General features: G+C 59.6%; 24 protein-coding genes. 6 read left to right on the top strand and 18 right to left on the bottom strand.

The window, feature by feature from the left end; genetic code table 11:
- Positions 1 to 437, bottom strand: a 437-nt coding sequence (locus Q0U90_RS10120) for an adenylosuccinate synthetase (RefSeq protein ID WP_297454538.1), incomplete at its 3' end; no start/stop codon positions are given.
- Positions 438 to 488: 51 nt separating this feature from the next.
- Between Q0U90_RS10120 and Q0U90_RS10115 the strand changes: the two genes are divergently transcribed.
- Positions 489 to 1,442, top strand: coding sequence for a hypothetical protein (locus tag Q0U90_RS10115; protein ID WP_297454535.1), 954 nt, complete (start codon positions 489 to 491; stop codon positions 1,440 to 1,442).
- A 165-nt stretch (positions 1,443 to 1,607) separates the two neighbouring features.
- On the top strand, positions 1,608 to 2,300 hold the full coding sequence (locus Q0U90_RS10110; protein WP_297454532.1) for a DUF1707 domain-containing protein: 693 nt from the start codon (positions 1,608 to 1,610) through the stop codon (positions 2,298 to 2,300).
- A gap of 96 nt (positions 2,301 to 2,396) precedes the next feature.
- On the opposite strand, the gene Q0U90_RS10105 is transcribed toward Q0U90_RS10110, so the two are convergent.
- From Q0U90_RS10105 to Q0U90_RS10070, 8 genes are all read right to left on the bottom strand, one after another.
- The gene (locus tag Q0U90_RS10105) at positions 2,397 to 3,809 is read right to left on the bottom strand and encodes an FUSC family protein (protein WP_297454530.1); all 1,413 of its coding nucleotides are present in this window, start codon (positions 3,807 to 3,809) and stop codon (positions 2,397 to 2,399) included.
- A gap of 47 nt (positions 3,810 to 3,856) precedes the next feature.
- Complete coding sequence (locus Q0U90_RS10100; protein WP_297454526.1) at positions 3,857 to 4,267, bottom strand: DUF3151 domain-containing protein; 411 nt, start codon at positions 4,265 to 4,267, stop codon at positions 3,857 to 3,859.
- 85 nt (positions 4,268 to 4,352) lie between these two features.
- Positions 4,353 to 5,570 (bottom strand): glycoside hydrolase family 76 protein, encoded by a 1,218-nt coding sequence (locus Q0U90_RS10095; protein ID WP_297454523.1) that lies wholly within the window; start codon positions 5,568 to 5,570, stop codon positions 4,353 to 4,355.
- 72 nt (positions 5,571 to 5,642) lie between these two features.
- The gene (locus Q0U90_RS10090; RefSeq protein ID WP_297454521.1) at positions 5,643 to 6,314 is read right to left on the bottom strand and encodes an RNA methyltransferase; all 672 of its coding nucleotides are present in this window, start codon (positions 6,312 to 6,314) and stop codon (positions 5,643 to 5,645) included.
- Positions 6,301 to 7,146, bottom strand: coding sequence for a lysoplasmalogenase (locus tag Q0U90_RS10085; RefSeq protein WP_297454518.1), 846 nt, complete (start codon positions 7,144 to 7,146; stop codon positions 6,301 to 6,303). The genes Q0U90_RS10090 and Q0U90_RS10085 overlap by 14 nt, the downstream gene beginning before the upstream one ends.
- A gap of 99 nt (positions 7,147 to 7,245) precedes the next feature.
- Positions 7,246 to 7,806 carry an orotate phosphoribosyltransferase gene (pyrE, locus tag Q0U90_RS10080; RefSeq protein ID WP_297454515.1) on the bottom strand — a complete coding sequence of 187 codons (561 nt, stop codon included), beginning with the start codon at positions 7,804 to 7,806 and terminating at the stop codon, positions 7,246 to 7,248.
- A 51-nt stretch (positions 7,807 to 7,857) separates the two neighbouring features.
- A complete protein-coding gene (locus tag Q0U90_RS10075) occupies positions 7,858 to 9,966 on the bottom strand; it encodes a hypothetical protein (protein ID WP_297454512.1) in 2,109 nt (702 codons plus the stop codon).
- 208 nt (positions 9,967 to 10,174) lie between these two features.
- Positions 10,175 to 11,005 carry a sulfurtransferase gene (locus Q0U90_RS10070; RefSeq protein WP_297454510.1) on the bottom strand — a complete coding sequence of 277 codons (831 nt, stop codon included), beginning with the start codon at positions 11,003 to 11,005 and terminating at the stop codon, positions 10,175 to 10,177.
- 141 nt (positions 11,006 to 11,146) lie between these two features.
- Between Q0U90_RS10070 and Q0U90_RS10065 the strand changes: the two genes are divergently transcribed.
- Positions 11,147 to 11,953, top strand: a complete 807-nt coding sequence (locus tag Q0U90_RS10065; protein ID WP_297454507.1) for an SDR family oxidoreductase — start codon at positions 11,147 to 11,149, stop codon at positions 11,951 to 11,953.
- A 33-nt stretch (positions 11,954 to 11,986) separates the two neighbouring features.
- Here Q0U90_RS10065 and Q0U90_RS10060 read toward each other — a convergent pair whose 3' ends face one another.
- The 3 genes from Q0U90_RS10060 to clpB all read right to left on the bottom strand — a co-directional run bounded on the left by Q0U90_RS10060 (position 11,987) and on the right by clpB (position 17,114).
- Positions 11,987 to 13,549 carry an HNH endonuclease signature motif containing protein gene (locus Q0U90_RS10060; RefSeq protein WP_297454504.1) on the bottom strand — a complete coding sequence of 521 codons (1,563 nt, stop codon included), beginning with the start codon at positions 13,547 to 13,549 and terminating at the stop codon, positions 11,987 to 11,989.
- Positions 13,550 to 13,690: 141 nt separating this feature from the next.
- Positions 13,691 to 14,338: a GNAT family N-acetyltransferase gene (locus tag Q0U90_RS10055; protein WP_297454501.1), complete on the bottom strand. Its 648-nt coding sequence runs from the start codon at positions 14,336 to 14,338 to the stop codon at positions 13,691 to 13,693.
- 196 nt (positions 14,339 to 14,534) lie between these two features.
- A complete protein-coding gene (gene clpB, locus Q0U90_RS10050; RefSeq protein WP_297454498.1) occupies positions 14,535 to 17,114 on the bottom strand; it encodes an ATP-dependent chaperone ClpB in 2,580 nt (859 codons plus the stop codon).
- A gap of 239 nt (positions 17,115 to 17,353) precedes the next feature.
- Here clpB and Q0U90_RS10045 point away from each other — a divergent pair, with 239 nt between their 5' ends.
- The gene (locus tag Q0U90_RS10045) at positions 17,354 to 18,241 is read left to right on the top strand and encodes a fructose bisphosphate aldolase (RefSeq protein WP_297454494.1); all 888 of its coding nucleotides are present in this window, start codon (positions 17,354 to 17,356) and stop codon (positions 18,239 to 18,241) included.
- A gap of 98 nt (positions 18,242 to 18,339) precedes the next feature.
- Here the strand turns inward: Q0U90_RS10045 and Q0U90_RS10040 are convergent, their stop codons facing one another.
- On the bottom strand, positions 18,340 to 18,957 hold the full coding sequence (locus tag Q0U90_RS10040; protein ID WP_297454491.1) for a trimeric intracellular cation channel family protein: 618 nt from the start codon (positions 18,955 to 18,957) through the stop codon (positions 18,340 to 18,342).
- Between the two features lie 120 nt (positions 18,958 to 19,077).
- Positions 19,078 to 19,926: a nitrilase-related carbon-nitrogen hydrolase gene (locus Q0U90_RS10035; protein ID WP_297454488.1), complete on the bottom strand. Its 849-nt coding sequence runs from the start codon at positions 19,924 to 19,926 to the stop codon at positions 19,078 to 19,080.
- Between the two features lie 143 nt (positions 19,927 to 20,069).
- Here Q0U90_RS10035 and Q0U90_RS10030 point away from each other — a divergent pair, with 143 nt between their 5' ends.
- Both Q0U90_RS10030 and Q0U90_RS10025 read left to right on the top strand, forming a co-directional pair.
- Positions 20,070 to 20,387, top strand: coding sequence for a hypothetical protein (locus Q0U90_RS10030; RefSeq protein WP_297454485.1), 318 nt, complete (start codon positions 20,070 to 20,072; stop codon positions 20,385 to 20,387).
- Positions 20,375 to 21,916 (top strand): alpha/beta hydrolase, encoded by a 1,542-nt coding sequence (locus Q0U90_RS10025; protein ID WP_297454482.1) that lies wholly within the window; start codon positions 20,375 to 20,377, stop codon positions 21,914 to 21,916. The genes Q0U90_RS10030 and Q0U90_RS10025 overlap by 13 nt, the downstream gene beginning before the upstream one ends.
- 5 nt (positions 21,917 to 21,921) lie before the next feature.
- On the opposite strand, the gene Q0U90_RS10020 is transcribed toward Q0U90_RS10025, so the two are convergent.
- The 4 genes from Q0U90_RS10020 to dnaK all read right to left on the bottom strand — a co-directional run.
- Positions 21,922 to 22,332 carry a helix-turn-helix transcriptional regulator gene (locus Q0U90_RS10020; RefSeq protein ID WP_297454479.1) on the bottom strand — a complete coding sequence of 137 codons (411 nt, stop codon included), beginning with the start codon at positions 22,330 to 22,332 and terminating at the stop codon, positions 21,922 to 21,924.
- A complete protein-coding gene (dnaJ, locus tag Q0U90_RS10015) occupies positions 22,332 to 23,537 on the bottom strand; it encodes a molecular chaperone DnaJ (RefSeq protein WP_297454477.1) in 1,206 nt (401 codons plus the stop codon). Before dnaJ ends, Q0U90_RS10020 begins: the two co-directional genes overlap by 1 nt.
- A 60-nt stretch (positions 23,538 to 23,597) precedes the next feature.
- Positions 23,598 to 24,185, bottom strand: a complete 588-nt coding sequence (gene grpE, locus Q0U90_RS10010) for a nucleotide exchange factor GrpE (protein WP_297454474.1) — start codon at positions 24,183 to 24,185, stop codon at positions 23,598 to 23,600.
- Positions 24,186 to 24,187: 2 nt separating this feature from the next.
- On the bottom strand, positions 24,188 to 25,536 hold a 1,349-nt coding region (dnaK, locus tag Q0U90_RS10005; protein ID WP_297454470.1), incomplete at its 5' end, for a molecular chaperone DnaK.

The raw sequence follows: 25,536 nt of genomic DNA, 5'->3' as shown, positions 1-25,536 counted from the left end.
CGCAAGCCCGTACGGCCGACCTTGTCGGCGTAGGTCGGGCCGATACCGCGGCCAGTGGTACCGATGGCGCGCTTGCCCAGGAAACGCTCGGTCACGCGGTCCAGCGTCTGGTGGTACGGAGCAACCATGTGGGCGTTGCCGGAAACGCGCAGGCGAGATGCCTTTGCACCGCGAGCCTCGAGACCATCAATCTCGTCGAAAAGCGCCTCGAGATTAACCACACAGCCGTTACCGATGATCGGCACGGCGTTTTCCGACAGCACACCCGCCGGAAGCAGCTTCAGCTCGTACTTCTCACCGCCGACGACAACGGTGTGGCCAGCGTTGTTGCCACCGTTGGGCTTGACGACGTAGTCAACGCGGCCACCGAGAATATCGGTTGCCTTGCCCTTGCCCTCGTCGCCCCACTGGGCACCGACGATAATGATTGCGGCCATAGTCCTACTTCAACTCCTGGGATTGCAGACGACGCATTAGAGTGTAGTCCTATGCGTATTGTTGTGCTGCAGTGTGGCCCCGATGTACCCGCGTTTTCCCAATTGCTCCACCAATCGTGGCCTGCATCAGCATCATCCGCGCCAACTACTCCAGCACCGCCCGCCTATGCGCTTCACGACGTCGCGATAATCCCCACCCGCAAGGAGTTGGCCTTCATCGACGATCTAGCCAAGGAGGTTCTGCCTGTCGATACGGCGCCGACGCCAGAGGAAATCTCCAAGCAGAAAAAGGTCGACCACTTAGGCGCTCCGCAGCCGGCTCCGCAAACCCCAAGCGAGCCGCTGCGAATCGTGGTCGTTGGCATCGACGCGGCATTGGCAGCCGTGGCAACCTATCTCATGCGTAAGAACCTGCTCTGGATTGAACTGGCACACGTTCCCACCGCGCCCTCGACTGCGGCCAAAAACTGGGGCATCGAAGGCGGAGAGGGCCTCAATGCGGCGGCCGCACTCACGCGCCCGACGGTGCCAGTGCCGCTGATTCGCGATGACACCGGGCACGCAATTGTTGGTTACGTCCTGCTAACAGAACCAGGAATTACTGGAGTTTCCTCGGCAAATGGGTTTACTGGCGAGGTCTATGTCGACGAACATCAGATGTTCTCCGGCATATCCACAGGCGTGCAGATCCGCCCCACCCCCGATGCCCCGGGCATCGTAGCGGCCGAAGTTCCGGCGCCCCAGGCAGAAGGTAGCGACAGCGGTGCCAGAGATGACACAGATAAAGAATCTAAGGGCCTGTTGAGCCGACTGAGTTTGGGTCGCGGTGGCCGTCGAAAAGCGAAGGAAGCCCCGGCCCGCGAGCTACACCCGCCAATGACGGGGCGGGCTGTACAAGTCGGCGGACTGGGCTTCCGATACGTGCGCGACGGCGTGGAGTCGCGGAAGCCGCGAGAGAAAACGACGCTATACCGACACCTGCGCGATCTGCAGATCGTGCGCTGACACAGACGCGGTAACAGAGCCAGTCGATTTGCATGAAAGTTTCCCTGTGAAAGTTTCTGCTCCGGGAGTTACTCTGTCCACTGGTCGCCTGCGCTACAGATCGAGTGCAGTTAACATTTGAGGTATTAAAGGTACTGCCCGCCACTGGCTCGATAGGACAGCATTATGACTGACAACACCCCACGTCTACGCGCTGGCGACCAAGCCCGCCACACTGCACTGGAGCGCCTGGAATGGGCATTCCGCGACGGGCAGATTGACTTTGCGGAACTGCAGGAGCGTACGGAGAAAGCGCAGAAGGCGACGTACATGGATGAGCTGCCGGTGCTGACTCAAGACTTGTCGCTGCCGGCGAACTTAGCAGAGCCGACTTCACGTACGAACCCGCACCCGAACCCGCACCCGAACCCGCCCAGCTTCCCCGGCGAGTACCATGCAATGGCACAAAATACGGCCCACAGCCACCAGCCCGCTCAGATTAATAACTCCGCCGCGGCATCTGGTTCCAAGCTCTCCATCGGCATCTTCGGCGGCACCGACAAGAGAGGCCCATGGACGTGCGCTCCCACGCACACTACGGTGGCAACTTTTGGCGGGACTGAGCTGGACTTCCGCGAAGCTATCCTGACCTCGGAAACCACTGTCGTCAATATTGGCTGCGCCTTTGGCGGGGTTGAAATCATTGTCCCCGACCACTACCTGGTTGACGTCGATGTGCTGCCCATCTTTGGCGGCACGGAAGTCACTGGTACCCGAGGGCGCAATCTTCCTGCTACGGGCGCTGGACAGGCTCCAAAGATCGTTGTGCGCGGCTTCGTCGCTTTCGGTGGTGTCGAGGTTAAGCGCGTGCCGCAGTAAAACACGCCGCAGTAGGACACTCCGCAGTAGCCGTTTTGCGACCTGCGACGCAGACCGGCGGCGGGCAGGGCCCTGCTCGCCTACTACTCAACACAGCTACTCGTCCCATACCTCCGGCGGCATTGCCGGGAACGGCGTTGTCGGCGGCAGCGTCGCCACAGCCGAACGCCTGGACAGACCACAAACCTGCAGCAAATCCACCACCAATGAGCGGCACTGCGCAAACACAACTTGTTCTGACAGCGTTGCGTCCTCCACCACACGCGGATGCAATTTCGCCGCTAAACGACGCAAGTACCGAACCACATCCTCAAGCTTGACCTCCCCGGACTCCTCCGACAGCTGAGCGATAGCGATGTCGCCGGGCTCAAAGGGCAACTCGCCCCACTCTGGGATTCTGCGCACGGAGGCTTCGTCGTCAAGCAAATGACTAACCAGGCGCGTACCTTCAGACACCCCGAGAACAAGCTCGCACAGCTCGGGCGAGAAGTCGATGTGATCCTCGCGGGCGGTGATAGCGCGACGCGCGAGCACACGGATATTGCGCATCGCGTTGTCGACCGGATGGACCATGCGCGACAGCGAGTGGATCCGATCTCGTGAGCGCCAGAGCAACGGCGATATGCGGACCTGCTCGTCGGCATCAGCAACGGTGCGGTCCATAAGTGAGACCTGAGCCTGCATGGAGCGCACCACACTCAGAGCAGTACGGATGCGGTCGGTGTCGCCCTCTTTCATGCCGATGCCGATGTCGTAAAGTACGTCCGCTCCCATGTCGAGCACCTTGGCCACCTTGCGGCGCGCACCCGCCAGCGGACTTCGCGGCAACACAATGAGCACGATAATGCCGACCACACCGCCGACGAGAGCATCGATCATTCGGTAGTAGGAACCGGCTGTGCCCGGCGGAATGATGGTGGCGATGAGCACAGCCGAGGATGCTGCTTGGTTCACCACGAGCGGGCCACGGCCGACAAATACACCGATGACCATGGCGACGAACACACCGACAGTCAGCTGCCAGATGCCCGAGCCGAGGATGGAGATAATCACATCACCAATGCCAACGCCCAACGAGGCACCGAGCACCAACTCCACAGAGTGCTTCAGTCGGGGCCCGGCGGTCATCACATTGAGGCTGATGAATGCAGCCATCGGCGCGAAAAACGGGTTGGGGTGCCCCAGTACCTCAAGCGCGAACCAATAGGCCACACCGGCGGCTAACGTGGCCTGGACAATGAGCATCCAGCGGGTGCGCACACGGTCAACCGCATGGAGAAAACGCGTGCGCGGCCGCACTTTCTGACGCAACTTATTTGCCGCGCGGGATGCCGGATGCAGGTAAGTCTGACGGAAATCCTGGAAGTCCGGGCGCGGATTATCTTCGACGAATTGAGTTTCTTTCGCCTCAACGAGGTCGTCGAGGTGCGAGGGATCAGTGTCCTCTAGGCCCCTGGCAGCTGCGGCATCCCGGCCTTCCCCACCAGCTCCGCCAATTATGCCATCCATGCCGAAGTCACCATCCTCATGCGAAAGATTATGCGTTTGTTATGCGCTTAAAGATCCAATTCTGGCAGCGCGGATTCATCACTGTCACGCAGGAGCGCCATCATGCGATCGAATTCGTCATCCTCGCCGATAGCCTTCGCAGCCTTAGCCAACGCTGCGAAGGCCCGGAGCACACCCCGATTCGGCTCATGCTCCCACGGAATGGCACCAAACCCCTTCCAGCCGTTGCCACGCAACAGGTCCAGGCCACGGTGGTAGCCGGTGCGAGCGAAAGCGTAGGCCTGAATCTCCTGGCCTTCATCCAAAGCGCTTTCGGCCAAGTCAGCCCATGCCTGGGAATCACGCGGGCATGCGCGGACCACATCCTCGGGGCCGGCACCGTCGTTGCGGGCGGCGACGGCCGCGTCGAGGGCTGGGAGCTTCACGGGAGCAGGAGCCATCATGTCATTGAATTTCATGCGTCCTATTGTGCCAGGCATGACATGGCCATGGCAGGGGCCCGACAGCAACCACCTACCGCACGACTTCCCTACCGTCCGTCGCTTATTCAGGACAGCTCGGCCTCGGAGAATCCAGTGATTGCCCGTTTTCCAGCTTGGTCGCAACAAAATCAGCCACCCGAGCACAAGCCTCCATCAGCATCCAGCCCGACAGCTGCACAGAGAAGTCCCGCTCCTTAATAGCTGAACCGCGCACCGCACCACCGACGGAATGGGCCACAGAGCCACCCTGCGGGAACTGCGCGTTATCGTTCCAATCAGCAGGGAATAACGGCAAACCATCGACCTCGAGGCGGTGATACCAGCACTTCTCCCCCGAAGCCAGAACCAGTCGGCGCGCAATGCGGGCCGCCGCGCGATTCATGCGATCGTCGGCAGGCAAACGCACCGCCGCATCAGCGAGGTAGCGCACGAGGATGCCGTTGAACAGTCCACCATCGCCCCCACCGGCGCCGGCAATGACGTTGTCGGTGGTCGCCAAATCCTTCGCCACTGCATGAATGAGATTTTGCACGCGCGTGAAATACTTCGTCGCCTGTTCACGTTGACCGTGTGCCCGGAGTGCAAGCCCCACTTCAAGGCAGGCGCCAATCATCACGCCCTGGTTGTAGGTGAACATGCCCTTCTGCACCACCGCGCCGGTCATGGACAGGCGAACACCATCGTAGAGCAGCCCAGAGTCCGCCAGGAGATTGGCGTAGACCCAGTCAATAAGTTCCTCCGCCTCCTTGATGCGGCCGGCTCGAGCCAATGCAATCGCTGCTGGACCGTTGGAGGGAATGTTGAAAAAGAGGTCCTGCTCACGCCACGGCAACACACCTGTGGACTCCTGCCGACCATCCGCCAGGCAAGAAATCAACCGTGCCGTCGTCTTCTTGGGCACCGAGGCACCGAGGGCAGCGTCGGCACGCCCGAGCGCCAGCGCCATCCACGCGCGATCATCGTAGTACTTGTTCTTGGTCAGCAGCGTGAGATTGCGAAGACGAATACCCAGTATGGTCTGACGAATAGCGCGGTACTTCTCCTTGGAAGGCACACGTTTGACCGCATCCACCAGGCAGTCGAGGTACTGGGCCTGCCACCAGTAATGCCAGTTGACGAAGACCTTGTGTCGCAGCGGCGCTGGCCAGGAGGCCATTGCCAAATTCGTGCCCGGGATTCCCCAGAGCCTCGCCGCATGGCGGTTGCGAATAGCCTGCTCAGCCACGTCCGCACGATAGGCCCACGTTTCGGCCTCCGGACGCGACATTTTTAGAACCACTGGCTCTCCTTAAAACAGCTTTGAACAAACGGCTTTGAAACAGCCTTTCGAACTAACCCCACAAGCAGACACTTACCAGGCTGTGGCGATATCTGCATGAGTACGAATCCACGAGTGCATGGCAATACCCGCAGCTACCCCCGCGTTTATCGAACGCGTAGAACCAAATTGAGCAATCGACACCGTCAAATCCGCCGCCTGCTGCGCTTCTTCAGTCACACCCGGGCCCTCCTGGCCAAAGAGCAAAAGACAGCGCTCGGGCAACTCAACGCTTTCGATGGGCACCGAACCCGGCACATTGTCCACAGCCACCACGGCCAAGTCGTGCTCGCGCGCCCAGCTGATGACATCCGACACCGTCTCATGGTGCAGCAGGTGCTGGTAGCGGTCAGTCACCATCGCGCCACGACGATTCCAACGCTTGCGCCCCACAATGTGCACGGCCTCCACCAGGAAGGCATTGGCGGTGCGCACCACAGTGCCGATGTTGGAGTCGTTCTCGAAATTCTCAATCGCAATGTGCAGCGGGTGGCGGCGCTTATCCAGCTCCGCGACGATGGCCTCCATCGTCCAATAGCGATAGGCGTCGACGACATTGCGCCGGTCGCCTTCATCCAGCAGCTGCTGGTCATACTCAGGGCCGGTCGGCCGGGGCTCATTCGGGTGCTCCTGCTCCCACGGCCCCACTCCCACACGGGCCTCAAACCACTCCGTCGGCCCCTTCCCCGGCTCAGGCGCGGTCAAGAGCCAACAACCCCTCGACCAGGAACAACTGTGCCACGGTGTAGGTGTCCATCACTGCCGCATTCAAAAGCTTGCCGACGACACCCTCCTCCGCGAACATCTTTCGCGCCATCAATAGCGCATCGGAGATAAGGAACAGGTTGCCACCATGGCCCAGGCCGTAGGCGGCATCGGCAATCGGCAGTCCGGTCTGCTCATCTGCGCTGAGGACACCGGCGCCCTCCAGAAGCGCCGGATCATCGGCCAGCGCGGAGGTCACGGCCAACAGCGGACCATAGCCAACCGCAGCGGGCAGCGCCTCTGGCTTTACAGCACCCACCAGCGGCACCGAACCAGCCCACAGCGGGAAACGGATGGCAGCACGCAGCGCGCTAATGCGAGCGCCGGCGCGCCACAGCAGCACGTGGTAAGCAACCTGGTTGACGGCGAACGGAACGGACCCGCGGTTCAAGTTCGGCTTGTTCGGCATGAGAATCAAGTCGCCCAACCAACCACCAGCGAGGCCGATGAGCAAAGTGGTCGTCGTAAAGCGAGACGTCTCGTGGCGCCGGCGCCAAACATTAGCTGCCAACAGCGGCATGAGAACAGTCTTGGAGACTCGCCGTGGCGTCTCCCAGCCGAAAGCGCTGGAGACAACGTTGACGGCGCTGACGGCGATGTAGCCGGCACGCTCTGGGGAATGACGGGTGTCGGCGCTCGCGCTGGCGATACCGACGAGTGCGCCCAGTCCTTCGCCTGTGCGGCGAATGAACATATCAGCGGCGGTTTCCTTGGTGCCGGGCAGCTTAGTCGTTGTGAGCTTGGACAAGAGTCCTGCACGCTTAGTGGCCATGGGTATGCTCCTCTTTCGTGGGGCTGCGTGAGCTTGGGGGCGAGCTGTATGGGGCGAGCTGTGTGCGGGGTCAGCTCTTTTCTCTTTTAGGTCAGCGTCTTAAGCCAGACCCAAATCATCCAGGCCGAGCAGGTAGCGGTACTCCAGGCCTTCAGCCTTGATAACCTCGTCGGCACCAGTCGCGCGGTCGACCACAGTGGCGACGCCCACGACCTCAGCGCCAGCCTCGCGCAGAGCAGCCACCGCAGTCAGCGGCGAATTGCCGGTAGTGGTGGTGTCCTCAACGACCAGGACCTTCTTGCCCACAATGTCCGGGCCCTCGACGCGACGCTGCATGCCATGCTTCTTGGCTTCCTTACGCACCACGAAGGCATCAATCGGACGTCCCTCGGCATGCATGATGGACGTCGCCACCGGATCGGCGCCGAGCGTCAGTCCACCGACGTGTGCGTAATCCCAGTCAACGGTGAGCTCACGCAACAGCGCCCCAATCAGGCGGGATGCCTCATGGTGCAAGGTGGCGCGACGCAAATCAACGTAGTAGTCGGCCTCGCGTCCAGACGACAACGTGACCTTGCCATGGACAACCGCCAGCTCCTTGACCAGCTCGGCCAAACGCTGCAGTTTTTCCTGATTGACATTGCTCGTGGGGGTGCTCATCTGAGGTTGTCTCCTAAAAAAACGACTGTGTGCTCAAGGATATGTCTGGAGCTACTCGTCCGAGGAATCCGGGGTTGGATCCTTGTGCTCGGGCGCGGTTGTCTCGGGTTCGGTGCCGGTCGACTCCTCGCCGGTGCGAGCATCTGGGGCAGCATCGGAAAAGATACTGGACGGCTTCACATTCGACCGCACCACACGTCCCTGGCTCGAGCGCACCTGACTATGCTCAGGGTCCTCACCGAGCGCAGGAATCTGCCGATCCACATCCCCGATGTCCTCTGAATCACCGACGTTTGCTCCCATCTTCCGCGCCATCGAACGCGAGGGCAGCGTCGTCGGATCAAGCGGGGTGTCACGCACAGGGCGCCACGACGAACCGTCAATTGCCTGCACGACCGTGGAATTCTCATTGCTTTGCGACGACCACTGCGAATCATCCGATGCCGTGTCTCCAGTGGCAGCGGACGAGGAAGAGGCCTCTGCGTAGCCAATTTCCTCGACGTCCAGCGGCTCCGCTCCCTGACGGTTCTCCACGTTGCGGTCTCCTGAATCGGAGTTCTGAGACCCGGAGCTTTGGGAGTCGGCGCGCTGGGAGTCGGCACTAGCGGTATCCTTGCGACGCGGATTCGGCACCGCTTGCAAATGACCTCGTCCGCTTCCGTCCGAAACCAATGAACCGGAGTCGGAAAAGTGCTCTGTGAGCTGCAAACGAGTGGGGTCCCACTGCTCAGCGTCGGGAGCGACAGTTTCACCCTCCACAGGCGGTAACCTACGTGCAATATCGGAGAAGGCCGACAACGACTTCAGGGCACCGTCCCAGTCCTCTGGCACCGAATTATCTATGAGCTGAGCCAAGGACCAGGAGTTTTCTGACCACATCCGGGCGATAGCAGGGTGCACGTCGATAAGCATGCGAGTGGCGCGATCATCGAAGATGCGGTGAATCAGTTCCGGATTAGTAGCTGCGACCGCCAACCCGGCTTCGGTAGCGACATGCGGTAGTGCAGAGCCGCCACCGCGGCGGAGCTCGAAGACTTCATCACTTGAGACCGAGCGACGGATGGCGATGGTAGTAATGCCGCCAACGTCAGCAATGTGCATTTCGCGACCAAAAGCGAAACCGGAAACCACAGCCCGAGCGTCGCCGTCTGGAGTGCGCTGCCAATACGACGGCAGCTCATGATCCACACGACTATAGGTGGCATTGTGTTCCTGAGCCCAGGCTTTCCGCAGCTGACGAACTCGACGACCGCTGAGACGCCGACGGACAGGGGCAACTGGTCGCGGCGACTTCATGCGGTTTGGCTGGAATGGTTGCGCAGGACCGTCGGGCACAGTGGACTCGGATAGCTGCGGCGCCCCCGTGGCTTGCTGCTCAGCACCTGAGTAGGTCTCTTGCGATGCGGACCTCTCAGTCCCCGTGTCCTTCTCTGCATCAGTCTCTGGGGTGCCCTCCGGGGCAGTCTCTGGGGTGGCCTCCGGTGTGGTGCTAGCTGCAGCGATGATGTCGTTAGCAGCAACGGGAAATTCTGCAGTGTCTTCTCTCGTGTCCGCGGTACCGGCAGAATCGATGTTTGTGTTTTCTACTGCGGCATCGGATTCGACGTTGGCTGAGTCCGTGGCAGTGGTAGCAGTCGCAGTAGTGGCAGCAGAGGTAGCAGTGGTAACACTGGCGGCATGGGCAACGTCATCGGCTTCAGAGCTAAGGGTGTCAGCAGCACCCGCTGAATCTGCCGCATCTGACGCAACATCGGAATTCGCGAAGTCAGCATCCGCGTCGTATTCATCCTCGAAAGTTTCGGGTTCTACGGAGTCGGTTGGCTCGGGAAATGGCTCCGCCCCGTTGTGGAAAGCCACTCCGGAATCAGTGTTGGCCACAGACCCGGACTTCTCCACTGACCCCGTCGTTTCCACTGGCTCGGTCGCGGAATCGTCCTCGGAATCACTCGAATCCGAGGAAACCGACTGTTCAGAAACAACATCTTCCGCCGCCACGTCGGTCGCTTCGCCGGTGGGATCCGAAGGACCGTCGTGAAGCGATGGCGACGACGGAGATGCCACCGCAGTTGTACGCGAACTGCTACGACGACGGTCGACGACAAACAGCGCGACTGCGGCGACGATGAGAATCGCTGCGAGGAAAAATACTAGGGGAATCATTAGTCTCCTAGCTTAAGCCAGAAGCAGTCCTAATTGGTTAGCGACTGTGCCGGCGACAGGATTCCGCCCCCGTCTGCCCCTTCCTAGCACGGTGCAGATGTTCCAGAGAGAGAAGGTGCGGGGAGAACCGAAAACACGACCACCCCGGGTTGGCAGCCCCGCAGCCAGAACCTCATGCACACATTGCTAGGACCTACACCGTACGTGCCTAGAAACGGACAATAGGAAGGCTAGGGTCGCCAGCCCACTGTGACCAACCACCGACATACAACGAGGCACCAGTAATCCCCGCTTCCTCCATTGCCTGGATAAACAACGCGGAATGCAAACCAGAACCGGAGTAGACGGCTACATTCTCACCCTCCTCGATACCGACAGCGGAAAAACGTTCGCGGAGCTGCTCGGCGGAGAGGAAAGTACCGTCAGCATTTTGCAGACTACGAGCTGCCAGATTCACGGCCCCCGGGATATGGCCTGCTTGCAAATCGACGCGTTCACTACGCCCCTCAAAACGGCTGGGCTCACGCGCATCCACCAATACTCCGCGCTCGGACCAGGTACGCACATCGTCGAGATCAACAACGGGCATGTTGCCCTCACTTACAGGAATCGTGCCCGGCTGCGGCAGGTTCCCAGGCCCGAAGGCTGTTTCGTTGCCAGCCGCTTCCCAGGCAGCCAGTCCGCCGGCAAGCACTCGCACATTTTTCAGTCCTGCCCAGCGCAGAATCCACCAGGCACGAGAGGCGAACAGACCATCGCCAGCATCGTAGACAATTACCAAATGGTCCGATTGAATACCCCATCGACGGACAGCATCGCGCACACGATCGATATCCGGCAGCGGATTGCGGCCGTCCTCTCGACTGGGAACACCTGCCAGATCCAACTCGGGATCACAAAACACGGCCAGTGGGATGTGAGCCGTCGTGTAGCTGTCATATGGCTTTTTGGTACGCGACCATCGCACATCGACTACGACGAAGCGACCGCCGCCGGCAATCTTGTCACGGAGCTCTTGTACCGAGATGGATGTTGTCATAATCCCGGATTCTAAATCGATTGACTGGGTAACGCGATACGGAACATATTAAAACCAGGTGTTTTAGGAGGACTACGGGCGGCCAGGAGTTCGGAGCCAGCGTCTCCATCGAACAGGGCCAAGCCCAACTAAACTAGGGATATGTCTGAAACGGATATGTCTGAAACTGCTGCACAACTGACCGTTTTCATCTCGGGCGCAGGGCGCGGAATCGGCCGTGCCACAGCGGAAAAACTGCTTGCCCGCGGCTACACCGTCGGAGTTTTTGACATCTCTGGAGACCAGGAATGGTCGGTAAGTAACAACAACGCGATCGTCGGCACGCTCGATGTCACTAATCCGCAGCAGTGGGAAGAAGCGTTGAAGCAGTTCGTCGATAAGGCAGGACGCCTGGATGTGCTGATTAACAACGCCGGCATCCTTTACGGCACTTCCTTCGAGGAAGGTTCCTACGAGCAGGACAACGCTCTCATTGATGTCAATGTCAAGGGTGTCCACTTCGGTTGCCGCGCAGCTCTGCCCTACCTCAAGGCCTCTCGCGGGCAAGTTATCAATCTATGCTCGGCATCAGCGATTTACGGCACCCCAGACATGGCCACCTACTCCGCCACTAAGTTCGCTGTCCGCGGCATCACTGAGGCACTCGAGGTCGAGTGGGAGCCCTACGGCATCGACGTCAAGGCGGTCTGGCCGCTTTACGTCAACTCCCCCATGCTCGAAAACGTCAGTACTGACGGCACCAAGCGTATGGGCATTCGAATCACGCCGGACGACGTCGCCGACGCAATCGTCGACTGTATTAATCACAAGCAGCGCAGGATTACCAAGGTTCACTTCCCTGTCGGCCTGCAGACGAAGCTGCTGTACTACGCCGCCAGCGTCGGCGCCCCCTTCCTCAACCGCTTCATCAACGCAAAGCTGACCACGAAGCGAAAGATTGGTCTCTAGCCCGAAGACCTCACGGTCCCCATTCTTGTTCGACTACCCACCGGGGTCCTGTCCTGTCTGTCCATTTCCATCCGCCGTATCCCCCGTCTGTTTCTCTCGTGCTTTACGACGTAACCAGCGCCCCGGGTTATCGAATGCATCGGGGTCCTCGTTGGACCTCACCTTCCGGCTTCCCGCTTTGTCTTTCGGCGGCACCCAGACCACCCGATCGTGGAAGGCAACCCCATCACCCCCTCGGGTCTTCTTCCGCTCACTGTCGCCGAGTACCTCCGGCATTTCAGCACCGAGTACCTCCGGCACCTCGTCCGGCCGGAGCGTCCACCAGGAATTTTCATCGCGTCGAGCATCATCAATCGTCCGATGAGTACCCGGGTCTACCAAAGTGAGATTATCCAGGTCAGTACCACCACCGGATCCCCATGACTGCACATGGTGAACATCACACATGGCCGCCGGAGTACCCATGCCCGGCGCGGAAGAACCTCCTTCCTCACCAAGCAGGGCCAGATATTGTGGCAAAGTCCCGAGCCTGCGCGACCTGCCGAAGTACAGGGTTTGCCCTTCATTGCCTAAAACTTGGAGGAACGAGTTTCTATCAACCATCTGTTGCACGGCCTGGCTAATGGAGATTCGCACCCCGGCGTCTGAAACCGCTTTACCGGATCCAGGAAGGGAAAATTCCTGCTCATCGGGCAAGGAAACTCCAGCCAAGGCTGCCACATCTGCAATATGTGCAACGGTAACCACCGATGTTGTCCCTCGCGCCGGCTGAAGCTCACCGCCCGGTTGAAACCCTCCGTTCACAGCTGCTTCCGCTGCATCATGGAAACGTTGCTCCGGGTTTCGCTGGTCCTCAGCACCTTCCTCCAGCAATCCCCCAGGTCGCGCATGGTCTGCCTGTAACCGTTTGAGCACCGCCGCAAACGAGGGCGTAATCACACCACTCAATCTGCTCATACCATCCGGTCCCTGAGCGCCAATTTTCAAGCTTCGCTTCCGGGCACGATCTTCATCGGTATATGGGTCATCAACTCCCAGCATCGCTCGGAGGCGATTGGGCAATTGATTGAGATCGTCGACACGAATCTTGTCCACCAGATCTGCAATGTGCTTATCCAGTATCCGCGATAGCTCTGCATGCTCGGTTACGGGTAGCTCTCGCACCGCCTTGTCAATCTTCGCAACAGCATCTGCCCCGACAACGCCTTCCTCCACTTTCTGACGAAGGTTTGGCATTCGCACATCTTCGTGTGCCGGAGCAAACGGATCGGCATTCTTACGCAGACGCCCTACCACGTTAATCCGCTGTCGTGCTTCCGCCCGCGAGATTCTCATCTCCTGCGCTAGCCACGCAACCTTTCGATGCTCAGCACTGGGCATCCGTCCTTTCATAATCTCCACATACATCGCATCAATCACCGCGAGCCGCTTCCGCGCCTTCTCAATCGACTTATACGCATCATGCGCATGATCCGGCGCGAGCACCTCAAAGTTATCCATGATAACTGTTGAGAGTTTCTCGAACTGCGCAACTGCATCCAAGACCTGCGATGTCGACAGCGGCCCATTGCCACCTGACATCGATGGTGTGGACATTTTCCCCCACCCCCCTTTTAAACGCTAGTAATCCGAATCCCCAAATGGACTAACTATTTTCCGTCCCCACCATCATCGCACACCTATTCGACCCCGCACAACCCCCCTACTTAATATTTTTCGAATCTTTTTCCGAAATTTTTAAAACCGCACCACCATCACGTCATGGTCCGGGAAACTCGAGCGCCCCACCAGCTCAAATCCCGCTTTCACATAGGCCTTCGCCGCCCTCGGATTGGCATCATGAACTGCCAAACTAACCCCCGGATACCCCAGCTCCCGCGCGTACTCCAGAAGCCCCGCAATCATCGGCTGCGATAGCCTGCGCCCCACGGCACCCGGTCGCAGTGCAATCGCCACCTCCGGAATCCCGTTTTCCACGAATCCATACCCCGGATCATCATTCGTAAACGCGCGCAGCCACGCTGCCCCGACCGGCACTTCATAGCTCTCGCACCCTTCGCTTGACGACGAACCCCCGCGCCCCGACCACTCCGCTTTAATGGCGGCCGCACTGTAGGCAACCTCACGAGATACTCGGGGTTCAAACGGGTCTGTCCGAGTCATATCTCCGCTGAGAGATTCGATGTCTGCGTCGTCAAGCGAAGTGGCGTAAAGAATAACCCCGCCCTCACGCGAGTCCCACTGATCAACGTATTGACGCCTCGTGACTACGTAATCGGAAGGCAGTGGCTGACTTTCATCCCCGAACGTCTCCGTTAGTTCGTCCATCCAGGCAATGAAGGGTCGGTCGGAGTCTGTCGCTGGTCGCCACTGAAAGTTAGTCATATGTGCGCACTATACCGCCATGCCCAGAATCGACCGGAATACGACAAGCCCACACAGACGGGCAGAAACCACACAATCCTGGCAAGAAAACACATAAAACACATAACAGAGGGGCGACTCAGGAGAGAACTCTCCCAAATCGCCCCTATAAACGGACAGCCACCAGGGCAGGTACCGACTCGGCAGGCACTACCCCTTAAACCCGGGCAGCGCCATCCTCTCCGTAGCCGACGATTTTCAGCGACTCACCATCGTCAGCAACAGTAACCTCTACGCGGTCTCCATCGCGGACGTCACCGGCAAGCAGTCGACGTGCCAGCTCGTCACCGATTGCCTTCTGCACCAGGCGACGCAGCGGACGGGCACCGTATGCCGGGTCGTAGCCGCGCTCCGACAGCCAATCCAGCGCCCCATCGGAGACATCCAGCACCAGACGACGTGCAGCCAAGCGCTCTGCCAGGTTGCGGACCTGAATGTCCACAATGCCGCGCAGCTGCTCGGAGGTCAGCGGATCGAAAATCACGACATCGTCGAGACGGTTGATGAACTCCGGCTTGAAAGCCGCCTTCACTGCATCCATAATCTGCTCATGCGTGCCACCAGCACCGAGGTTGGAAGTCAGAATCAGAATCGTGTTTCGGAAGTCCACGGTTCGGCCCTGGCCATCGGTCAGGCGGCCTTCATCAAGCACCTGCAGGAGCACATCGAACACGTCCGGGTGAGCCTTCTCCACCTCGTCGAAAAGCACGACGGTGTACGGACGGCGACGAACGGCCTCGGTAAGCTGACCGCCAGCGTCGTAGCCGACGTATCCGGGAGGGGCACCAATTAGACGAGCGACAGAGTGCTTCTCTCCGTACTCAGACATGTCGATGCGGACCATTGCGCGCTCATCGTCGAAGAGGAACTCCGCCAGCGCCTTGGCCAGCTCCGTTTTACCAACACCAGTTGGGCCGAGGAACAGGAAGGAACCAGTCGGACGATTCGGATCGGCAACACCAGCACGCGAGCGGCGGACAGCATCGGAGACAGCCTCCACAGCGGCATTCTGACCAACAACGCGACGGCCGAGGTTGAACTCCATTTCCAGCAGCTTCTCGGTCTCGCCCTGCATCATCTTGCCAGCCGGGATACCCGTCCAGGCGGAGACAACCTCAGCAACTTCCTGAGGAGTGACCTCCTCCTTCAGCATGGAGTTTTCCTCTGCGTCAGCGACCGATTCCTCGGCGGCCTCCAGCTTCTTCTCCAGCTCCGGGATGCGCCCGTACCGCAGCTCTGCGACGCGCCCGTAGTCACCTTCGCGTTCAGCCTTTTCCGACTCAGTGCGCAGGGCATCGAGCTCTTCGCGGACAGAGCGGACGTCATCAATCGAGGACTTCTCGTTCTGCCAGCGGGTCTTCAGAGCGTTGAGCTTCTCGCGCTCATCGGCAAGTTCCTCACGGAGCTTGTCCAGGCGTTCCTTCGACGCGATGTCGGTTTCCTTCTCCAGAGCCATTTCCTCGATTTCGAGGCGGCGCACGATGCGTTCCGCGGAGTCGATTTCCTCCGGCGAGGAGTCAATCTCCATACGCAGACGCGATGCGGCCTCATCCACCAGGTCAATGGCCTTATCCGGCAGGAAGCGGGAGGTGATGTAACGATCCGACAGCGTTGCTGCAGCCACCAGCGCGGAGTCCTGAATACGAACACCGTGGTGTACCTCGTAGCGTTCTTTCAGACCGCGCAGAATGCCAATGGCGTCCTCCACGCTCGGCTCACCGACGAAGACCTGCTGGAAACGACGCTCCAGCGCGGCATCCTTCTCGATGTACTTGCGGTACTCATCCAGAGTCGTCGCACCGACCAGGCGCAGCTCACCACGAGCCAGCATCGGCTTAATCATGTTGCCCGCATCCATCGAGCCATCACCCGTGGCACCAGCGCCAACGATGGTGTGAATCTCGTCGATGAAGGTAATGATCTGACCGTCGGATTCCTTGATCTCATCCAGGACCGCCTTCAGGCGCTCCTCGAACTCACCGCGGTACTTTGCACCGGCGACCATGGAGCCCAAATCCAGGCTCATCAGAGTCTTGCCCTTCAGGGATTCCGGCACGTCACCTGCAACAATTCGGCGCGCGAGCCCCTCTACAATGGCCGTCTTACCAACGCCCGGCTCACCAATGAGCACAGGATTGTTCTTGGTACGACGACTCAAAACCTGTACCACGCGACGAATCTCCGCATCGCGGCCGATAACAGGGTCAATCTTGCCCTCACGTGCCCGCGCGGTTAAGTCCGTCGCATATTTTTCCAGAGCCTGGTACTGCTCTTCTGGATTTTCCGTTGTAACCTTCCTCGATCCTCGCACGCTAGTCAGCGCGCCCTTTAATGCCTCGGCAGTAGCGCCCGCCGACTGCAGCACAGTTGCCGCCTCCGACTGGCCGGTCGCCACACCGATAAGCAGAATTTCCGTGGAGACATACTCGTCTCCAAGCTCGCCCGCCAACTCCTCGGCAGCGTTCAGTGCATTAACGGCATCCCTATTAAACTGCGGGTTCGCCATATTCGCCCCGCTTGCCGACGGATACCCAGCGACCAGATCCTTAGCGCGGGTCAATACTCCAGAGGGATTAACACCCGCCGCCTCAAGCAGCGGAGCCGCAATGCCCTCCTTTTGCTCCAGCAGCGCTACCAGAATGTGCCCAGGCCGGATATCCGGGTTGCCTGCGCTGGTAGCAGCCTTCATAGCTCCCTGGAGAACTTCTCCAGTCTTAGTTGTTGGTGTGAAACTCATAACTTGCGCCCCTTTGACTCAACTTTGTTATTCACTACCCATAACGCATTCAGACTTGAGTCTGTTCCACTCAACTTAGATTTTTACATACTTCCAGTGTGATTCATGACACATATGCTGCCTCGGCACACTTGCACTAGATTCACGTTCCCCCATGTGAGTGATGGGCGGGCAGCGCGTTCATACCGTTTTGGTTACCCTAGTAGGTGACATTCCTTCATTCTCACGAAAGGACTCGAATGAACATCGAGCAGGCACGTCAGATGACTGAGGGCAAGGGCTTCATCGCCGCTCTCGACCAGTCCGGTGGATCCACCCCGAAGGCTCTGCGCCTGTACGGCATCAACGAGGATCAGTACTCGAACGAAGATGAAATGTTCGACCTGGTTCACCAGATGCGTACCCGCATCATCACTTCCCCGTCCTTCAACTCCGAGCAGATTATTGGTGCGATTCTCTTCGAGCAGACCATGGATCGCGACATTGAGGGAATCCCGACCGCCCAGTTCCTGTGGGAGAAGAAGGGCATCGTCCCGTTCCTGAAGACTGACAAGGGTCTGGCCGACAAGGAAAACGGCGTTCAGCTTATGAAGCCGTGCCCGGGTCTGGATGAGCTGCTGGAGCGCGCTGTCGCTAAGGGCATTTTCGGTACCAAGATGCGTTCCTTCATTGCTGAGGCAAACGAAGAGGGCATCAAGGCCAACATTGCTCAGCAGTTCGAGTTCGGCAAGCAGGTTCTGTCCCACGGTCTGGTTCCGATTCTGGAGCCGGAGGTCGACATCAACGCTGCTGACAAGGCAGAGGCTGAGGACATCGTCCTGCGCGAGCTGCTCGCTGGCCTGGATGACCTGGCTGATGACCAGAAGGTCATGATCAAGGTCTCCATCCCGACCAAGGATGACCTGTACAAGCCGCTGATTGACCACCCGAAGGTCATGCGCGTTGTCGCCCTATCCGGTGGCTACGAGCGCGAGGACGCCAACGAGCGCCTGTCCCGCAACCACGGCATGATTGCTTCCTTCTCCCGTGCGCTGTCTGAGGGCCTGTCCGCTCAGCAGTCCGACGAGGAGTTCAACGCAACCATGGCTGACTCCGTCAAGGGCATCTACGAGGCTTCGATTTCCTAATCGTCCACGCCTTTGCAGTTGCGCTCGTGTGCGCCTCTAGGTAGCCACTAGCACAACTAAAAATTCCCGCACCGGGTTTTTCTTGGTGCGGGAATTTTTTAATCGCGTCCCTGGTAATCGAATACCGGCAGCGACCAGCCGCGCCAAATTGCCGCTAGTCGAATAAACAGCGCGGACAGCACAGCGCAGATGATGTTGATGCTCTCATGCAGGCCAACCATGTCGAGCACGTAGTAAAGCGTCGCCGCGACGACCGCGATGGACGCGTAGAGCTCCTTTTGGAACACCAGCGGGACGCGGTCGCACATCAGGTCACGGAGCACACCGCCAAATGCGCCGGTGAGAACTGCGCCCACAATTGCAATAATGACGCCGTGCCCCATCTCCATGGCCACACGCGCACCGATGATGGAAAAGGCCGACAGACCAATCGCATCGGCAACCAGAAACACCACGCGAAAGTGCTTCATCAGGAAGTCCGCCAACAGCACAGTAATAAGCGCCGCGCCGACGATAACCAGCAAATATTGCGGACTTGCGACCCACACCAGCGGGTAGTGGCCGAGAATGACATCGCGCAGGGTGCCACCGCCGATAGCAGTCATGCACGCAATTGTTGAGACTCCAAAGAGATCCATGCGCATTCGACCAGCCGCCAGCGCGCCGGTGACGCCTTCGGCCGTAATTCCAATGACCCAGAGGATGTGGAGCAGCATGATTAGCAATATAAAGGACTTCGCCCGAATCGGTAGAACTGTGGGCTAAAATGCCGTGCACTTCGCTCCCCCACGTCTCTCGTGCGGGTCCCTCGCCCGGGCACTCGCCGTTCCTAGCAGCTAGCCCTGGTCGCGAATCTCCAACACCGGGATCGAACGGCGAATCCGCTCTACCTCCGCCACATCCACATCAGCCACGAGTAGCTGCGGACCGTAGCCCGCCGAAGCAATAACCCCACCGTCAGCATTGACCAACATAGAGTGCCCCGCACCGGTAGGCCCCTCATCCTTACCCGCGGCCTTAGCCCCACCAGGCCGCGCCGCATCAACGGCCGCGATTACGCAAGTGCTGTCCAAGGCACGTGCCGAAACCAGGGTCTGCCACTGCGTCACCTTGCCCGGACCGTCATTCCACGATGCAGGCAGCGCGATAACCTCGGCACCCAAGTTGGCCAGCTGAATGAATTGTTCCGGAAACCGGATGTCAAAGCATGTCGCAAGACCGAGGGCGACCGACGAGCCGTCGGCAAGCGGGACGTCACAGACCACGTGCGCGTTGCCCGGCGCGACGGTGTCGGATTCGCGGAACCCGAAGGCGTCGAAGAGGTGGATTTTGTCGTAGAACTCGACACCGGGACCGTCCTCATCACGCCAGGCCAGAAGCAGCGAGTTGAAAACGCGGTGCATCGTCTTGCCGTCTCGCTCCACTTGATCTGCTGGACGGAACATACCGAGCACCACGCTGATTCCGGCATCGTGAGCGGCCTGCGAGACTTCCGCTACGAACTTATCGCTGCTGGACTCCGCCACCACGTCAAGGCGGCCAGTATTAAACGCCTTCATCGTGGCCTCGGGGAAGATCACCAGGTCGGCGTTGTCCTGCGCCGCCCGTACGATAGTCGACTTCACCGCGTCCAGATTTTCTTCAACCGATGCTGACAATTCCAACTGAGCCAGTGCAATACGCATGCCTAAATGCTACCGGCTCCCGCGGATCGACTGCCTCACAGTTATCCACAGCGCATTGCCAAGCGTTGCTGACAACCAAAGTTATCCACAGTTACCAAAAGAGGTCCTTCCGCTAGCTTCCGCTTCTCCGCAGAATCAAAAACATGGCCGAACACATCACAGTCAATCCTGAACAGCTATCCGCCCTCAGTCGCTCTTACCAGCAGATTTCCAGTCGCGTTGATGGAATTTCCACCATCGTGGCAGCTGCTCCGAACAGCACCGGTCTCAGCTCCGCTCTGCCCAACTCGCGCATCGCTCCCGCCGCCGCCACTACCTGTGCGAAGTGGTCGGAATCATTGCTTGCCGCGTGCACGAATATCGACGTTATTGCACAAGCCGCCGATGCACTTGCGGCCAGCACTCTCACACACGAGCACGACCAGTCCCGCGCGCTGGAGAGGCTGTCATGGTCACGGTAGGCGAGGCGCTGCTGTGGCGCGTGAATCCGTTGGATAATCTCGCCGGCGTGTTACGTTCTGGGGCGCGCGCCCTCGCCGATTCCGCCGACAATTCCCGGGGCACACTCGACTCGGTTTCGGAGGACGACTTCGCCGGCGATAACCGCATCGCCGCCGAGGGCTCTGTCACCCGCAGTTCCACACGTCTGCGCCGGAGTAGCGTCGCGCTTGAACGCCTCGCCGATTGCTGCAGCGGCACCGCCGCCATGCTTAACGACGTCATCCGCGAACTCACCGACGCCGTAACTCAGGCGACCAACCTGGGGTTTCAGGTCAACCTGATCTCTGGCGCGGTAACTCCGTCTGAGGGTATGCTCTCGACGATTGCGCGCAGTCTCGCTCAGCCCAAAATTCCTGCCGTACCTTTCACCATGGCGGAATGGTGCGCAACCTCGCAGCATCGGATTCAGTTGGCCTTGGCCGAGCTCAACCGCCTCGATGAGAAGGCGGCAGATGCGATCTCCGCTCTTACGCCACTGGTGATGGATGGGTTTGGCGGCTCCGGCTTGAAAGACGAGGGTGAGACCGCCGGAGCATACTCGAGCCGTCCATTATCGGAAATCAACGCAGCCATGTCCGCTCACGCCCGCGCTTTGGGTCTTCCTCCTGGTCAACTCTTGGAATCCTCACCTGGGCATTCTGCAATCGCTTTCGGCGATGTCGAGCGAGCATCGACTGTGATAACTCTTGTCCCGGGCACGAGTTCTGCAGCGGAAGACGCTAGCAGGCAGTTTGAGCGCGTCGCCGCGACTTTCCGCGCCAGCAGCGAGAATCCGAAAGACGTGGCAGTGGTGTTGTTTTCCTATGATGCGCCCCCGAACCTTCATGAAGCCATGCGTACCGAGTATCACAATCTCGCCGCAGAACGGTTGCAGCACTTGCAGGCCGGTTTGATTGAACGAGCGGGCGGTATCGATAGCGGTGACACCGCAATTGCCAGTACCTCAACCTCCCATGGCATCCCTTCGATTCCGGGCCCCCTGGGCAGTCCAAGCAGCACCGCGGATCAGCCACTTACTCAGCGACACATTGTCGCCGGTTATAGCTACGGTGCGACGGTGGTATCGCAGGCATCCCTTGGCAGTGGCCTCTATGCAGATCGGGTTCTGCTCATAGCTCCACCAGGTACCGGCCCTGGCGTGGAGCGGGCACGCGACATGAAGCTACTCAAGCCGGACGGCATGGCTCGGCCCGAATATGAAAATAGCCACCGTGTGGCGGTGGCTACTTCTCCTGTAGACCCCATTCGCATTCCTGCCGAACTCGGGGTCCATGGCAAAAACCCAGCGGATAAAGACTTTGGTGCTTACACACTCGATCTGAGCGAGCGCGGCCTGTCCAGGCGAGACTTGGCCGAATTCATGTCCACGCCGGTGCGGGATATCCCCGAAAAGTACCGGCATGTCAGAGGGAACCCTCACATCGAGCATTACTTTGACGACGAAGTCTTCACTCGCGAAACCAACCGATGGCTCAGAAAAACGAGCTGACGGAGCTATCCTTTCCCACCGCGGTTGTCTCTGTGCCTGCGTCGTGTGCGCGGCTCCCACATCACCACTGCTGTGGAACGTGGGACGTGGACTAGTTCGCCGCGCGAACGACGAGCCTGTGACTTTGCCTGGTAGAGCTGCTCTCGCAGTTCAGCGTTCTCCTGCTCGAGTGAGTCCACTCGTTCAGTCAGGTCGATGATGGCCTTAATGCCAGCCAAGTTGACACCATCTTCCTGACTCAGGCGCTGAATCTCGCGCAACAGCGCCACATCACGTTTGGTGTAGCGCCGCCCTCCGCCAGAGGTCCGCTGCGGAGTTACCAACCCAAGTCGGTCGTAATTACGCAGCGTCTGCGCGTGCATGCCGGCGAGGTTTGCGGCGACGGATATGACATAGACCTCAGCGTTGTCAGCCATTACTTCGCACCTGCCCAACCCTCGCGGGGATTGAATCCGCTGGCCCGTTCCGCCTCAACGTAGGAGCGCAATGCCGAGGTGGCATTGTCATCCAGGTTGGTCGGAACCTTTACACGCACGGTCACCAGCAGGTCCCCCGGGGTGCCATTGCGCTTCGGGATGCCTCGACCACGCACACGCAGGGTTCGACCATCGGCCGTACCGGCGGGGACACGCACGCGGATTTTGTCGCCCAGCGTCGGCACGGTGATGGTGCCGCCGAGTGCGAGCTCCCCGAAGCTCACCGGCACCGTGACCTCGAGGTCATTGCCGCTGCGAGTGAATACTTCATCCGGGCGCACGTGGACGGTGACAAAGAGATCACCGGCCGGGCGTCCTCGAAGTCCCGCTTCACCCTGCCCAGCCAGGCGCACCTTCTGACCGTCAACCACACCCGCAGGGACGCGGACGGTGATGGTACGACGGCGGGTGGTCACACCTGTGCCGTTACATTGCGTACAGGGATTTTCGATGCGAGTGCCCTGGGCACCACAGTCCGAACACGGGCTGGAGAAACCGAAAGCGCCCTTTTGCTCCTTGACGAATCCCGAACCATTACACGTAGTACAGGTCACCGGCGAGGTTCCAGGCGCAGCACCCGAACCGTTGCAGTTCGTGCATGGCGACGGGTTGGTGAGCTGCAGCGGAATCGTGGCACCTTGGGCGGCCTCGCGGAAATCAAGCGTAATTTCGGTCTCTACGTCCGCACCGCGGCGGGCCTTCTGCCGTCCAGCACCACCGGCTCCGGCACCGGCGCCATTGCGGTTTACGAAGCCACCCAGGAAATCACCTAGGCCACCTGCGCCACCCGCATTGCCTCCGAACCCGGTACCTCCACCAAAGAGATCCGACACATCGAAGTCGAAGCCACGGCCACCGGGGCCACCGGGGCCACCGGGGCCACCGGTACCGGGGAATCGGAAACCGCCTGCGAGAGCTGCACGCAACTCGTCGTATTCACGGCGCTTGTCCTCGTCACCAACCACCGAGTATGCCTCGGAGATTCGCTTGAATTTATCCTCGGCGGCCTTGTTACCCGGGTTTTTATCCGGGTGGTTCTCCCGGGCCAGCTTGCGGTAGGCCTTTTTAATCTCGTCGAGTGACGCAGACTTAGAGACGCCCAAGTCAGCGTAATAGTCCTTATCTGCCCATTCCCGTTGAGTCATGGTGCATCTCCTCCTTTCAGAAAAACTAATTCAAAGAAATCTGCGTCACTTGTGTCTCCGCTACTGCGGATCGCCGATGATTACCATCGCCGTACGGATGATTCGGTCATTAATGCGGTAGCCCTTGCGCAGCACATTGGCTAGAACCTTGTCATCCCCTTCGGAGAGGTCCTGGACAGCCTCGTGAATGTCCGGGTTGAACTCCTCACCTGCAACACCAAATTCCTCAACGCCCTGTGCGGTCAGCACACCGCGGAACTTGTCCGCGAAGGCCTTCAACGGGGTGCCGTCTGCCAAGTCGCCGTGCTCCTCAGCGCGGTCGAGGTCGTCAGCCAAAACCAGTAGTTCTCCAGCTAGCTTTGCCTTTGCCTGTACGCGCTCGGCCTCACGGTCTCGGTCAACTCGACGACGGTAGTTCGTGAACTCTGCAGACAGGCGCTGCAAATCCTCCGTGCGCTCATCCAGTTCGCGCTGGACAGCTGCCACCGGGTCTGCGGCTTCCTCCGCAGCGGTGTCTCCGGCGACATTGTCGGTCGCCGACTCCGCCTCGTCGTCAAGCTTGGCCTGTTCGAAGACCTCGTTGACCTGATCGGCCAGGTTGGCCGGCTCCTCCGGGGTGGGCTGGTTTCCCTGATCCTGGTCAGCCATTCTTACTTGTCCTTCTCGTCCTCGTCGACGACCTCAGCGTCCACGACGTTGTCGTCAGCGTCTGCGGCCTCAGCACCCTCGGCTGCGGTTGCACCCTCAGCTGCCTGAGCCTCGTAGATGGCCTTACCCATCTCCTGGCTCTCGGTGGACAGCTTCTCGACGGCCGACTTGATGGCCTCAATGTCGGAGCCCTTCAGAGCCTCGTCAACTTCCTTGGCGGCCTCTTCAACGCGGTCGCGGATGTCCTGGGAGACCTTGTCCTCGTTCTCGGAGGCGAACTTGCGGGTCTGGTAAGCCATCGACTCAGCCGAGTTGCGGACTTCCTGCTCCTCGCGGCGCTTCTTGTCCTCGTCAGCGTGCTTCTCAGCGTCCTTAATCATCTGGTCGATCTCCTCCTTGGAGAGGCCGGAGCCGTCCTGGATGGTGATCGTGTTTTCCTTACCAGTGCCCTTGTCCTTAGCAGTGACGTGGACAATGCCGTTGGCGTCGATGTCGAAGGTGACCTCAATCTGCGGGACGCCACGCGGTGCTGGAGCAATACCGCCCAGCTCGAAGGAGCCCAGCAGCTTGTTGGCTGCGGCCATCTCGCGCTCACCCTGGAAGACCTGGATCTGAACACTCGGCTGATTGTCCTCAGCGGTGGTGAAGGTCTCCGAACGCTTGGTCGGGATAGTGGTATTGCGCTCAATCAGCTTGGTCATGACACCACCCTTGGTCTCAATACCCAGAGACAGCGGGGTAACGTCGAGCAGCAGCACGTCCTTGACCTCGCCGCGCAGCACGCCAGCCTGCAGAGCAGCACCAACTGCGACGACCTCGTCCGGGTTAACGCCCTTGTTCGGCTCACGGCCACCGGTCAGTTCCTTGACCAGTTCAGAAACTGCCGGCATACGGGTGGAACCACCGACCAGCACAACGTGGTCAATATCGGAAACCGGAACATCGGCGTCAGCAATGACCTGCTGGAACGGCTTACGGGTGCGGTCAAGCAGATCGGAGGTGATGCGCTGGAACTCAGTACGAGACAGGGTTTCGTCCAGGAACAGCGGGTTCTTGTCAGAGTCGACGGTGATGTACGGCAGGTTGATGGATGCCTGCTGCGAGGAGGACAGCTCAATCTTGGCCTTCTCAGCAGCCTCGCGCAGACGCTGCAGAGCCATCTTGTCCTTGGTCAGGTCAATGCCGTTGCTGGACTGGAACTTCTCGACCAACCAGTCGACGATACGCTGATCCCAGTCATCGCCACCGAGCTTGTTGTCACCAGCAGTTGCACGAACCTCAACGACACCATCGCCAATCTCCAGCAGGGAGACGTCGAAGGTACCGCCACCGAGGTCGAAGACCAGAATGG

The sequence above is a fragment of the uncultured Corynebacterium sp. genome (assembly GCF_946998835.1).
Taxonomy (GTDB): Bacteria; Actinomycetota; Actinomycetes; order Mycobacteriales; family Mycobacteriaceae; genus Corynebacterium.
The sequence above is the reverse complement of the archived record's forward strand: the minus strand, read 5'-3'. Positions and strand labels throughout refer to the sequence as shown.

Coding starts and splice junctions, on each gene's coding strand:
- pyrE (WP_297454515.1), bottom strand. CDS start 7,806: ATGAGCACCCCCACGAGCAATGTCAATCAGGAAAAACTGCAGCGTTTG.
- Q0U90_RS10085 (WP_297454518.1), bottom strand. CDS start 7,146: ATGGCCACTAAGCGTGCAGGACTCTTGTCCAAGCTCACAACGACTAAG.
- Q0U90_RS10070 (WP_297454510.1), bottom strand. CDS start 11,005: ATGACAACATCCATCTCGGTACAAGAGCTCCGTGACAAGATTGCCGGC.
- Q0U90_RS10100 (WP_297454526.1), bottom strand. CDS start 4,267: ATGAAATTCAATGACATGATGGCTCCTGCTCCCGTGAAGCTCCCAGCC.
- Q0U90_RS10045 (WP_297454494.1), top strand. CDS start 17,354: ATGAACATCGAGCAGGCACGTCAGATGACTGAGGGCAAGGGCTTCATC.
- Q0U90_RS10115 (WP_297454535.1), top strand. CDS start 489: ATGCGTATTGTTGTGCTGCAGTGTGGCCCCGATGTACCCGCGTTTTCC.
- Q0U90_RS10030 (WP_297454485.1), top strand. CDS start 20,070: ATGGCCGAACACATCACAGTCAATCCTGAACAGCTATCCGCCCTCAGT.
- Q0U90_RS10035 (WP_297454488.1), bottom strand. CDS start 19,926: ATGCGTATTGCACTGGCTCAGTTGGAATTGTCAGCATCGGTTGAAGAA.
- Q0U90_RS10020 (WP_297454479.1), bottom strand. CDS start 22,332: ATGGCTGACAACGCTGAGGTCTATGTCATATCCGTCGCCGCAAACCTC.
- Q0U90_RS10060 (WP_297454504.1), bottom strand. CDS start 13,549: ATGTCCACACCATCGATGTCAGGTGGCAATGGGCCGCTGTCGACATCG.
- grpE (WP_297454474.1), bottom strand. CDS start 24,185: ATGGCTGACCAGGATCAGGGAAACCAGCCCACCCCGGAGGAGCCGGCC.
- clpB (WP_297454498.1), bottom strand. CDS start 17,114: ATGAGTTTCACACCAACAACTAAGACTGGAGAAGTTCTCCAGGGAGCT.
- Q0U90_RS10075 (WP_297454512.1), bottom strand. CDS start 9,966: ATGATTCCCCTAGTATTTTTCCTCGCAGCGATTCTCATCGTCGCCGCA.
- Q0U90_RS10055 (WP_297454501.1), bottom strand. CDS start 14,338: ATGACTAACTTTCAGTGGCGACCAGCGACAGACTCCGACCGACCCTTC.
- Q0U90_RS10110 (WP_297454532.1), top strand. CDS start 1,608: ATGACTGACAACACCCCACGTCTACGCGCTGGCGACCAAGCCCGCCAC.
- Q0U90_RS10065 (WP_297454507.1), top strand. CDS start 11,147: ATGTCTGAAACGGATATGTCTGAAACTGCTGCACAACTGACCGTTTTC.
- dnaJ (WP_297454477.1), bottom strand. CDS start 23,537: ATGACTCAACGGGAATGGGCAGATAAGGACTATTACGCTGACTTGGGC.
- Q0U90_RS10040 (WP_297454491.1), bottom strand. CDS start 18,957: ATGCTGCTCCACATCCTCTGGGTCATTGGAATTACGGCCGAAGGCGTC.
- Q0U90_RS10105 (WP_297454530.1), bottom strand. CDS start 3,809: ATGGATGGCATAATTGGCGGAGCTGGTGGGGAAGGCCGGGATGCCGCA.
- Q0U90_RS10025 (WP_297454482.1), top strand. CDS start 20,375: ATGGTCACGGTAGGCGAGGCGCTGCTGTGGCGCGTGAATCCGTTGGAT.